The following is a 10,974-nucleotide window of genomic DNA, read 5'->3' on the forward strand; positions in this document are numbered from 1 at the left end:
ATGCTGAAAATCAACACCCAATCCGAATGGATCGCTCGCGCGAATGAGGTACTGCCCGCCGGTGGGTTTGGTAATTTCGATCCCGGTATCATCATCGCGCGCGGTGAGGGCAGCCATGTCTGGGATGAGGATGGCAACGAATATGTGGACTACCTGATCGGTTCGGGCCCGATGTTGCTAGGCCATGGTCACCCCGAAGTCATAGAAGCCGTGCTGGAACAGCTGCCCAAGGGTATGACTTTCTTTGCCAACAACGCCCGGGGCATCGAACTGGCCGAGGCCATCGTTGACGCGGTGCCGTGTTGCGAGCAGGTCCGCTTTGTCGCTGCGGGGGGGGAGGCTGATATGTACGCCATTCGTCTGGCCCGTGCCTATACTGGCCGTAGCAAGATCCTGAAATTCGAAGGCGGTTATCACGGGATGAGCGCCGAGGCACAGATGAGTCTGGCCCCCAGCCGCCACGTCAACTTCCCCCAAGCTGTCCCGGACAGCGCGGGCATTCCGGACAGCGTGGCCGAGCAGATGCTGATCGCGCCCTTCAATGATCTTGATGCGGTGGCCAATCTACTGGCCGAGCATGATGACGTTGCCGCGATCATGGTTGAGCCGTTGCAACGAATTGTCCCTCCGGCACCCGGATACCTTCAGGGGTTGCGCGATCTTTGCGACAAGCACAATGTTCTGCTGATTTTCGATGAAATCGTCACCGGATTCCGTTTGGCATATGGCGGTGCGCAAGAGAAATATGGCGTGACGCCCGACATCTGCACCTTGGGCAAAATCATCGGCGGCGGCTTCCCTTTGGCCGCGCTGGGCGCAAGCGCTGAGATCATGCAGCATTTCGACAAAGCGAAAGTTGGCGAGGAAGGCTGGCTGATGCAGTTGGGCACGCTGTCGGGTAACCCCGTCGCTTCGGCTGCCGGGTTGAAGACAATGGAGGTTTTGCGGCGCGACGGCATGTATGACCATCTGCGTGAAATCGGCGCCGAGCTTCAGCAGATGCAGATGGATGCTCTGACCGGGGCTGGCATTCCGCATCAGATCTGCGGGGACGAAACCCTATTCGACATCTATTTCACCGATACGGACTGTCGTGATTACCGCAGCGCCAAACATGACGACCCCCGACGAAACGCTGTCTACAACGATTCGCTGCGCGCACACGGGATTTTCAAAGCCCCCGGCAAACTCTATCCGTCTCTGGCTGTGACCCAAGCAGATCTGGATCAGACGCGGATGGCCGTTGAGAAAGCGGTTCAGGCGATCAGCGCAGCCTGAGGGTCAAAAAGGTCATAAAATTAAGCGGGCCGCTGTCATTTCTGACAGCGGCCCTAACTGGTTGGATTTCAGGGTCTGGTCTCGCCCCCTCGAATACCACTTAAAAGAGAACGGACTAAAAAAACTTTCGACTATTTCGAGACCGACCCGACTTCACAACCGGTATGAATACTTTATGCACCATCGACGGTGCTGTCTCAGTGAAGTAGTTCACTTTTCATAAACTTTTTTATTTTTTCCAATCAAAAAAGCCTGGGCCTGCCTGTTTCAGCAGGGATTCTGCCATGGCGCGACCTATTTCCGGGCCATCTGCGACCGACCCAGTGGTGTCCTCGTATATGGATTCGGACCCGTCGGGGCGCAAAACCTCACCGCGCAGGCGTAGTTGATCACCTTTTATTTCTGCCAAACCCGCGATCGGCGTTTCGCAAGAGCCGTCCAAAGCGGCCAGCAACGCGCGTTCTGCTGCCAATCGCTGCGCGGTCTCAGCATGGTGGACGGCCTCGAGCATTTCGGTCGCACGGGAATCATCGCCACGGCGTTCGATGCCGATCGTGCCTTGGGCGATGGCGGGCAGCATATCTTCGACGGCGATGGCGGTTGCGGGAACCTCCTCCATATTTAGACGCCGGATGCCGGCCATGGCCAGAAACGTGCAATCGGCCACACCATCTGCCAGCTTCTTGAGGCGCGTTTGAACATTGCCCCGAAACTCGACCACGTTCAGGTCCGGGCGACGGTTCAACAATTGTGCCCGCCGCCGCAGCGATGAGGTGCCCACAACTGCACCCTGCGCGAGGTCACGGATCGAGCTCAGGCTGGGTGAGATAAAGGCGTCGCGCACATCTTCGCGCGGCAGAAACGTGTCCAGGACCAGACCTTTTGGCTGTTCAACCGGCATGTCCTTGGTTGAATGCACCGCGATGTCGATATCTCCGCGCAGCATCGCCTCTTCGATTTCCTTGGTGAACAGGCCCTTGTTGCCAATCTCTTTCAGCGGGCGGTCCGCATCAATCATGGCGCGGTTGTCACCGGTGGTCTTGATCACCACAATCTCAAACGCGCCTTCGGGCAGATCAAAGGCTTTGCCCAGTCGCTCACGGGTTTCATAAGCTTGCGCCAGCGCCAGCGGTGAGCCACGAGTGCCGATTTTGAGCGGTGATGCGGGGGTTGGCAGGGTCAGTGTCATGTGCACAGCTTTAGTCGCGTCACATTGCCCTGACAATGGGGGCAGACCTTGACAAATTGACGCCGAAGGCAGACCCGTTTGCCGCAAACCAGACGAGTGGGGACAAAGATGGCCGAGACAAAGAAACTGCTGCGGGCGCTGGCTGGCGAAGTACAGGACGTGCCACCGATCTGGATGATGCGCCAAGCCGGGCGGTATCTGCCAGAGTATCGCGCGACACGCGCGCAGGCCGGAGATTTCCTGTCCTTGTGCTACAACCCCGAGCTGGCCGCCGAGGTCACCTTGCAGCCAATCCGCCGTTATGGCTTCGACGCGGCGATCCTGTTCGCCGACATCCTGCTGGTGCCACAAGCGCTGGGCGCGGACCTGTGGTTTGTCACAGGTGAGGGGCCGCGGTTGTCGACGATCACTCAGCAATCCGATTTTGATGCGCTGAAACCGGTATCGGATATCCATGAAACCCTGTCGCCGGTGTACGAAACTGTCCGAATCCTTTCGCGAGAATTGCCATCCGAAACCACCCTTATCGGGTTCGCAGGCGCGCCATGGACGGTTGCGACCTACATGATCGCCGGTCGCGGCACGCCGGATCAGGGACCGGCTCATGCGCTGCGCGAGGAAAACACCGCCCTGTTCGAAGCGCTACTAGAGCGGATCACGCTGGCCACCATCGAATATCTCTCGGCCCAAATCGAGGCCGGTGCCGAGGTGGTGAAGATTTTCGACAGCTGGGCCGGGTCGCTGAAGGGCGATGCCTTTCAGAAATATGCGGTCGAGCCTTGCCATGTGATCACGCAGGCCATCAAGCAGCGCCATCCGGGCATCCCGGTGATCGGTTTCCCGCGCGAGGCAGGTGATGGTTACATAGGTTTTGCCAAAACCACCGGTGTAGATTGCGTTGCGCTGGACAACTCCGTGTCGCCGGATTGGGCGGTCGAGCATGTGCAGGTGGATGGTTGCGTTCAGGGCAATCTGGCCTCGTCACACATGGTGACCGGCGGACAGGCTCTGGTGGATGAGACGCGTCAGATTGTCGAGGCGTTCTCGAAAGGACCGCATATCTTTAATCTGGGCCACGGGATCACACCCGATGCCGATCCCGATAATGTTCAGCTGATGATCGACACGGTGCGGTCGTGGCGGGACGCGTAGAGGGGCCAGCCCTTCTTGGCCTTTGGCCAATTCACCCCGGGATATATTTAGCCAGGTGAAGGGTCGGGAGGCGCATTGGTGGACAGCTGATCCAGAATGTCCTGCCTGTGTTCGCCTCGGCGGGGGCTGGGATTGGGGTGCCATGTCTTGGTCGAAAAGCGGGGCGCGGCCGCAGCCTGCAGCGCGCCGTCATGGTCGATCCAGGTTTGGCGCGCGGCGTTCATGGCATGGGCCTGCGCCTCGACCGGGTCGAGTACGGGCGCGACGCAGGCGTCGGAACCCTGGAACATACCGGCCCAGTGGGCGCGGGTTTTGCTGGCGAATAAGTCGGTGAGCCGTTGCGTGAGTTTGGGCCAAAGTGCCGGAACATATTGGTCTTTGAATTCGGGATCGTCGGTGAGTCCCAGTTTTTGCAAGAATTCGACGTAGAACTTGGGCTCAAGACACTGGACGGACATGAAGCCCCCGTCCAGGCACGCGTAAGTGCGGCTCCAATGCGGGCCATCCAGCAGGCTTTGACCGCGCGCTTCTGACAGGTTTCCGGTTTGGCGCATACTCATCAACAAGTTCATCATGTGGGCCGATCCGTCATAAATGGCGGCATCAACCACGGTACCCTGTCCGGTCCGCTGCGCGTTGAGAAGCCCGGCAAGAATACCGGCAACTAAATACATGGCACCGCCGCCAATATCCCCGACCAGGGTCGCCGGGGTCTGCGGGGGCTGGCCCGCTGCTGATGCATACCACAATGCCCCGGACAATGAGATGTAGTTCAGATCGTGTCCGGCCGTTTCGGACAACGGGCTGTTCTGACCCCATCCGGTCATGCGACCATAGACCAGTTTGGGGTTCGACGCGTTGAACGTGTCGGGACCCAGTCCCAGTTTTTCCATCACGCCGGGGCGGAACCCTTCGATTAGCGCATCGGCCGAGGCGATCAGACGCCTTGCGATGTCCAGATCGGCGGCATCCTTCAGATTCAAGTCAATCGAGCGTTTGCCGCGGTCCAGGACGGATTGCTCGGGCATACCCGGTACGACAGGCTGGCCTTTGCGGTGGATCGTGATGACGTCCGCCCCCAGATCGGCCAGCAGCATGGCGGCGAACGGACCTGGCCCCAAACCTTCAATTTCAATGATCCGTATTCCGCTGAGCATGAGCCCTCTCCTTTCTGCGCAGGTTTTCGGGGATACCCGGGGATTGCAAGCCCGGATTCTGTTGGCTTGCCAGATGGTCACGCGATCCTTAGCGTTCCAAACGGGATGGAGAGCGAGGCTCGGATGCGGTTGTGGTTCCTTTTTGGTGGCGCCGTTGCGCTGGCGGTGTTGGTAGGCGTGTTTTCGCGCCTGCATCCCCCTGGCAGTATGATGTTGGCGGCGGGTCCAGAAGGCGGCGCTTATGAAACGGTTGCGCGGGACTACGCCGAAATTCTGGCGCGCGATGATATTCAACTAGAAATACTGGATACCGCTGGTTCGGTCGAAAATGCTGAACTGCTTAGCGCGGGCGATGTCGACGCTGCATTTCTACAAGGCGGTATCCGGGTTGATCCAAAAAAGGCTGAGGCCGTCGGGGCAGCGTTTTTTGAACCCATCATCTTTTTGGTCAACGAAGGCGCAACTATCCCCAAAAACCCCGCCTTGTGGACCGGTTTGAGGATCAACAGCGGCGCACCAGGCTCAGGTACGGCTGCGGCTTTTCGGGATTTCGAAAAGGCGGTCGGCTTGAATGAGGGGGACAATACACATTTCTCAATCCCCTATGCAAAAGCCGCGGCCGCTTTGTTGGACGGAGATTTGGATATCGCCGTCTATGTTGCGCCCATCGAAGCTCCCTATCTGAAGGCCGCATATGCAGAGCCGGGGCTTCGCGTGCTGGCGCTGGATCATGTTCAGGCGATCTCGCGGCGGTTGGAATACGCGACGGTGGTGACAGTTCCGGCGGGAGGAATGTCGTTGGACCCAGTTCTTCCGCCGCGACCGGTAGAGTTGATAGCGATCGAAGCCCGTCTGGTCGTGCGACCGGATTTGCACCCTGCGCTGATCAACCGTCTGACGATGGCGGCGATTGAATTGCACAGTGCCCGCGGAATTATCGCCGATCCGGGGGCATTCCCCAACCTCGAAGGTGCAGGGATGACGATCAACAATACGGCTCGGCAGCTAATTGTTGATGGTCCTTCGACATGGCATAATTGGCTGCCCTATTGGATCGCGGCACAGATTAACCGGGTTCTTTTGCTGTTGCTGCCGTTCTTTTTCATTGTCGTGCCTCTGATCCGGCTTGTGCCTATGGCCTATGCCTACGCGATGCGGTGGCGGGTTTGGCAGCACTACCCCGAAATCCGGGAAATTGAGGAGGAACTGGCCAACAATCCCGGTGTCAACGAGCTGCGCGAGATGCAGGCGCATCTGAACGCCCTAGATGAACGCCTCGCAACGTTGCGGCTGCCCGCGGCCTATCGGCAAGGACTGTACGATGCGCGGTTGCATGTCGAACTTGTACAAAAACGGGTGGCCGAATTGCAGCAGCATAGTCAGACCTGACCAAGCCGCGCGCCCACAAAAAAGCGCAGAACAATGTGCGGAATTGACCTGTTCTGTGACGGGCCATCGGGGTAGTGTCCCCGCCAGAACAGGGAATGTGCATGACAACTATTCTGTCCATTAGGGATTTGCGTAAGTCCTATGCCGACGGATTCGAGGCGCTCAAAGGAGTGTCCTTGGATATCGAGCAGGGCGAAATTCTGGCGTTGCTGGGCCCAAACGGGGCTGGCAAGACAACGCTGATTTCCACCGTGTGTGGCATTACCACGCCGACTTCGGGCACCGTTACCGTAGGTGGGCATGACATCCAGACCGAATTTCGTGCCGCGCGTCGGATGATCGGGTTGGTGCCGCAAGAAATCGCACTTGAGCCGTTTGAGAAAGTTTGGAACACGGTCCGGTTTTCTCGCGGTCTGTTCGGATATGGCAGCGACAATGCCCGGATCGAAGAGATCCTGCGCAAGCTGTCTCTGTGGGACAAGCGTAAAAACGCGATCAAGGAACTGTCCGGTGGCATGAAGCGCCGCGTGCTGATTGCCAAGGCTCTGGCGCACGAGCCGCGCGTTCTGTTCCTGGATGAGCCGACCGCCGGCGTGGATGTCGAACTGCGCAAGGACATGTGGGAGATCGTGGCCGAGCTGAAACAGGCCGGGGTCACCATCATCCTGACCACGCATTACATCGAAGAGGCCGAGGCTATCGCCGACAGGGTAGGTGTCATTGACAAGGGTGAGCTGCGGCTGGTGCAGGACAAGAACACCCTGATGGCCCAGATGGGCAAGAAACAGATCGAGGTTATGCTGGCCGATCCTATCCAGGCCATTCCCGACAGTCTGGCTGTTCATAACCTGACGTTGAACGGCAATGGCGACGCGCTGGTCTATACCTATGACACCCACGCGGACCGCACTGGGATCACTACCTTGCTGAACGATGTGGCACAGGCAGGGCTTGTTCTGCGCGACGTGCAGACCCGGCAGTCGAGCCTGGAAGAGATTTTCGTGAACCTGGTATCCGGAGAACCTGCATGAACTGGTCTGCCATCGCTGCAATCTACCGGTTCGAAATGGCCCGGTTCTTCCGCACTCTGGCACAGAGCTTTCTGTCGCCGGTCCTGTCGACCTCATTGTATTTTGTGGTCTTCGGCACTGCGATCGGCAGCCGCATCCAAGAGGTCGAGGGTGTATCTTATGGCGCGTTCATCGTGCCGGGGCTTATCATGTTGTCCGTTGTGATGCTGGCAATCTCGAACGCTTCATTTGGGATCTACTTCCCGAAATTCCTTGGTACGATCTACGAACTGTTATCGGCGCCAGTGAATTTCATAGAGATCGTAATAGGTTACGTCGGGGCTGCCGCCACCAAGTCGCTATTTGTCGGGCTGGTAATCCTTGTGACAGCCACATTCTTCGTGGACATACGCATCGAACATCCCTTTGCGATGGCAGCGTTCCTGACCCTGTCCTGCCTCAGTTTTTCGCTGTTGGGCTTTATCGTTGGGATATGGGCCAGCAACTTTGAACAGATATCTTTGGTGCCCCAACTGGTTGTCACGCCACTGATCTTTCTAGGCGGCACGTTCTATTCAATCTCGATGCTGCCACCGGTGTGGCAGACGATCACCCTGTTCAACCCGGTTGTTTACCTGATTTCCGGGTTCCGCTGGTCGTTTTACGGGTTGGCCGATGTCCCGATCGGATTCAGCCTGTTGGCGATTCTGGTCTTCACGGGGACTTGTCTGGCTGTGATCGGCTGGATCTTCAAAACCGGTTGGCGCATTCGCAGCTAGGGCGTTGCATTTTTGCCCGCCATGTGTGTGAATTTGGTTCACGTCACGTCTAAGGCCCGAACGGTCCCTTGTTTAGGGCCCGGCTGCACTCTACATCGGCACCCATGAAGCTCAGCCTGCCATTTGTCAAAAAGCAGCCCCTCGTGGCCGTGGTTCGCCTGTCCGGCGCCATCGGAATGGCGGGGCGTGGATCGTTGAACGACACCGCGCTGGCCCCCGTTCTGGAAAAGGCGTTTCGCAAAGGTAAACCTGCGGCCGTGGCGCTTGAGATCAACTCGCCCGGTGGATCGCCGGTACAAAGCTCTCTGATCGGGTCGCGAATCCGGCGGCTGTCGGAAGAGCTTGAGATCCCCGTTATCGCCTTTGTCGAAGACGTTGCAGCGTCTGGCGGCTACTGGCTGGCCGCTGCCGCCGACGAAATCTGGGCGGACGACAGCTCGGTCCTGGGGTCGATCGGTGTGATTTCGGCTGGGTTTGGCGCGCATGTCCTTCTGGCGCGGCAAGGCATCGAGCGGCGCGTACATACGGCGGGTAAATCAAAATCAATGCTCGACCCATTTTCGCCGGAGAAAGAAGAAGATGTCGCGCGGCTGCAAGGCTTGCTGGGTGATATCCACGCGAACTTCATTGACCATGTCAAAGCCCGTCGCGGTGACAAGCTGGATCAAAGTGCGGATCTGTTCACGGGCGAGGTCTGGCTTGCCCGACGTGCGCAGGAACTGGGCCTGATTGACGGCGTCGCGCACCTGAGGCCGAAAATGCAGGAGCGGTTCGGCGACAAGGTGAAGTTCCGCCGCTATGGCCTGCGCAAACCGTTCTGGTCGCGGTTCGGGGCCACACTTGCCCAGGACGCCATAACCGGAATTGAGGAGCGGGCGGCTTACGCGCGCTTTGGTTTGTGACGTGATTGTCAAGATTGTCACCCTTTTCCTGATTGCCATGGGTGTCTTGGCGATGTTCGGCAAGCTGCGCTTTCCGGGGCAGAAGAAGTTGCAATCTGCAAGATGCCCGCGCTGTGGACGGTTCAGTATCGGTAAGGGGCCTTGCTCCTGCGAAAAAGGAGGCCGTACATGACGGCATGGCTGTTATCCGGCCTCGGCTTGCTGATCTTGCTGCTGGCAGGTGATGCTCTGGTCCGCGGTGCAGTGAACCTAAGCCTGCGCCTGGGTGTACCGGCCCTGATTGTCAGCCTGACCATTGTGGCCTTTGGCACCTCAGCCCCCGAGCTGTTGATCGCGATCAGTGCGATCAAGGAAAACGCGCCGGGGATTGCGCTGGGTAACGTGGTCGGTTCGAACACGGCAAACATCTTGCTGGTTCTGGGTCTGCCAGCCTTGCTTGCCACGCTGCACACCAGCGAATGCAACACCAGAAGAAACTATGTTTTCATGCTGTTGGCCACGGTGCTGTTCATCGGCCTGGCATTTTGCGGCGTGTTCAACATGGCCAGTGGTGCGATCTTGCTGGCGGCTTTGGGATTGGTCCTGCTTAACGCGTTCCGCGATGCGCGCGCGCATCGCAAAGCCTGCGGTGAAGCCTGTGCGGAAGAGGATGAGCTGGAAGGTCTGGAAGAGGCCGATCCGGACATGCCCTATTGGAAACTTTCGATCTATCTGGTCCTGGGCCTGATCGGCCTGCCGATGGGTGCGCATCTATTGGTCGACAACGCCACGATCATTGCCCGCACATATGGCGTCAGCGAAACGATTATTGGTCTGACTCTGATCGCGGTGGGGACATCCCTGCCGGAACTGGCCACGACCGTCATGGCGGCCTTGCGCAGACAGGCGGATGTCGCCTTGGGCAACGTGATCGGGTCGAACATGTTCAACCTTTTGGCCATCGTCGGTATCGCCACGTTGTTTGGACGTATCCCGGTGGACCCGGAATTCCTGCGTTTCGATCTGTGGGTCATGCTGGGCGCATCGCTTCTGTTGATCCCGTTCGTGTTCTTGAAGCAAGATATCACGCGCGGCTGGGGTCTGGTGTTGACGCTGCTGTATGCGGTCTACATCGTCTCGTTGCTGGCGTGACCTGAAGATAGGGGGAAATCGATGGCCCGAGCGTTGGTGACCGGTGCAGGTATTCGTCTTGGTCGGGCAATGGCCCTGTATCTGGCAAACCGGGGATATGACGTCGCAGTGCACTATGCGACGTCTGAACAACCTGCCGCCGAAACCGTAGCCGAGGTGCACGCGCTTGGGCGCAAGGCGGTCGCCTTGAACGCCGATCTGCTGGATGAGGCGCAGGTCCTGACCTTGCTGCCCCGTGCGGCAGAGGCGCTGGGCGGACCGATCACCTGTCTGGTGAACAACGCATCGATCTTTGAATACGACAACCTTCAATCCGCCACGCGGCAAAGCTGGGACCGGCATCTCGACAGCAACCTGCGTGCGCCATTCGTTCTGACGCAGGCCATGGCCGCGCAGGGGCTGAAGCCGGGCACGGACGAGGCGGGTGAGCCTGTTGCCACCGGGCTGATCGTGAACATGGTGGATATGCGGGTGCGCAAGCTCACGCCAGAGTTCATGACCTATACGATTGCCAAGATGGGTCTGTGGGCCTTGACGCGCACCTCGGCGCAGGCGCTTTCGCCAGCAATCCGGGTTAACGCGATCGGGCCTGGTCCAACGATGCAAGGTCATCGGCAAAGCCAAGAACACTTCAATGCGCAGCGCGCGAACACGGTGCTGGAGCGCGGGTCAAACCCATCCGATATCACCGCGGCATTGGGTTATTTCCTGGATGCGCATGCGGTCACAGGCCAACTATTGTGCGTCGACGGGGGGCAGCATCTGGGGTGGAAAACACCGGATGTTCTGGGGCTTGAATAAGTAAAACTGCTGCAAGTTTTGCACCGCTCTCGGTTCTGTTACCTTCGCGTTACAAAAATGTCTTTTTTTTCATACACTTGCCTTGTGAATGAAATTATATACAATGAAAACAATGAGTTAAATATTTGCTTATTTTTTGTGCAAATCAAGAATTCCTTAATGAATCAAGGGAAATTCGCCACGCTC

Annotated in this window: 10 protein-coding genes; 8 read left to right on the plus strand and 2 right to left on the minus strand. The window is 58.2% G+C overall.

Features of this window, described 5'->3' with window-relative positions; genetic code table 11:
* Nucleotides 1-1,278: an aspartate aminotransferase family protein gene (locus AC2FIO_RS15040; protein WP_496698633.1), complete on the plus strand. Its 1,278-nt coding sequence runs from the start codon at nucleotides 1-3 to the stop codon at nucleotides 1,276-1,278.
* Between the two features lie 229 nt (nucleotides 1,279-1,507).
* On the opposite strand, the gene hemC is transcribed toward AC2FIO_RS15040, so the two are convergent.
* Entirely contained in the window at nucleotides 1,508-2,467 is a 960-nt protein-coding gene (gene hemC, locus AC2FIO_RS15045) for a hydroxymethylbilane synthase (RefSeq protein ID WP_496698635.1), read from the minus strand.
* A 108-nt stretch (nucleotides 2,468-2,575) separates the two neighbouring features.
* On the opposite strand from hemC, the gene hemE reads away from it, so the two are divergent.
* On the plus strand, nucleotides 2,576-3,619 hold the full coding sequence (hemE, locus tag AC2FIO_RS15050) for a uroporphyrinogen decarboxylase (protein ID WP_282169871.1): 1,044 nt from the start codon (nucleotides 2,576-2,578) through the stop codon (nucleotides 3,617-3,619).
* A gap of 47 nt (nucleotides 3,620-3,666) precedes the next feature.
* On the opposite strand, the gene AC2FIO_RS15055 is transcribed toward hemE, so the two are convergent.
* The gene (locus AC2FIO_RS15055; protein WP_496698638.1) at nucleotides 3,667-4,776 is read right to left on the minus strand and encodes a CaiB/BaiF CoA transferase family protein; all 1,110 of its coding nucleotides are present in this window, start codon (nucleotides 4,774-4,776) and stop codon (nucleotides 3,667-3,669) included.
* 66 nt (nucleotides 4,777-4,842) lie between these two features.
* Between AC2FIO_RS15055 and AC2FIO_RS15060 the strand changes: the two genes are divergently transcribed.
* From AC2FIO_RS15060 to AC2FIO_RS15085, 6 genes are all read left to right on the plus strand, one after another.
* Nucleotides 4,843-6,165, plus strand: a complete 1,323-nt coding sequence (locus AC2FIO_RS15060; protein WP_496698640.1) for a TAXI family TRAP transporter solute-binding subunit — start codon at nucleotides 4,843-4,845, stop codon at nucleotides 6,163-6,165.
* 101 nt (nucleotides 6,166-6,266) lie between these two features.
* The gene (locus AC2FIO_RS15065) at nucleotides 6,267-7,196 is read left to right on the plus strand and encodes an ABC transporter ATP-binding protein (RefSeq protein WP_282152552.1); all 930 of its coding nucleotides are present in this window, start codon (nucleotides 6,267-6,269) and stop codon (nucleotides 7,194-7,196) included.
* Nucleotides 7,193-7,954, plus strand: a complete 762-nt coding sequence (locus AC2FIO_RS15070) for an ABC transporter permease (RefSeq protein ID WP_282152551.1) — start codon at nucleotides 7,193-7,195, stop codon at nucleotides 7,952-7,954. Before AC2FIO_RS15065 ends, AC2FIO_RS15070 begins: the two co-directional genes overlap by 4 nt.
* Nucleotides 7,955-8,058: 104 nt before the next feature.
* Nucleotides 8,059-8,856 (plus strand): S49 family peptidase, encoded by a 798-nt coding sequence (locus tag AC2FIO_RS15075; RefSeq protein WP_282121365.1) that lies wholly within the window; start codon nucleotides 8,059-8,061, stop codon nucleotides 8,854-8,856.
* Nucleotides 8,857-9,024: 168 nt separating this feature from the next.
* On the plus strand, nucleotides 9,025-9,987 hold the full coding sequence (locus tag AC2FIO_RS15080; protein WP_108860676.1) for a calcium/sodium antiporter: 963 nt from the start codon (nucleotides 9,025-9,027) through the stop codon (nucleotides 9,985-9,987).
* Between the two features lie 21 nt (nucleotides 9,988-10,008).
* Nucleotides 10,009-10,788: an SDR family oxidoreductase gene (locus AC2FIO_RS15085; RefSeq protein WP_496698644.1), complete on the plus strand. Its 780-nt coding sequence runs from the start codon at nucleotides 10,009-10,011 to the stop codon at nucleotides 10,786-10,788.
* Nucleotides 10,789-10,974: the final 186 nt, after the last annotated feature.

This window comes from Ruegeria sp. CDSB086 (genome assembly GCF_059611065.1).

What these genes read in the sequence shown, in the direction of transcription:
- AC2FIO_RS15075 (WP_282121365.1), top strand. Translation starts at nt 8,059, where the DNA reads ATGAAGCTCAGCCTGCCATTTGTCAAAAAGCAGCCCCTCGTGGCCGTG.
- hemE (WP_282169871.1), top strand. Translation starts at nt 2,576, where the DNA reads ATGGCCGAGACAAAGAAACTGCTGCGGGCGCTGGCTGGCGAAGTACAG.
- AC2FIO_RS15055 (WP_496698638.1), bottom strand. Translation starts at nt 4,776, where the DNA reads ATGCTCAGCGGAATACGGATCATTGAAATTGAAGGTTTGGGGCCAGGT.
- AC2FIO_RS15080 (WP_108860676.1), top strand. Translation starts at nt 9,025, where the DNA reads ATGACGGCATGGCTGTTATCCGGCCTCGGCTTGCTGATCTTGCTGCTG.
- hemC (WP_496698635.1), bottom strand. Translation starts at nt 2,467, where the DNA reads ATGACACTGACCCTGCCAACCCCCGCATCACCGCTCAAAATCGGCACT.
- AC2FIO_RS15040 (WP_496698633.1), top strand. Translation starts at nt 1, where the DNA reads ATGCTGAAAATCAACACCCAATCCGAATGGATCGCTCGCGCGAATGAG.
- AC2FIO_RS15070 (WP_282152551.1), top strand. Translation starts at nt 7,193, where the DNA reads ATGAACTGGTCTGCCATCGCTGCAATCTACCGGTTCGAAATGGCCCGG.
- AC2FIO_RS15085 (WP_496698644.1), top strand. Translation starts at nt 10,009, where the DNA reads ATGGCCCGAGCGTTGGTGACCGGTGCAGGTATTCGTCTTGGTCGGGCA.
- AC2FIO_RS15065 (WP_282152552.1), top strand. Translation starts at nt 6,267, where the DNA reads ATGACAACTATTCTGTCCATTAGGGATTTGCGTAAGTCCTATGCCGAC.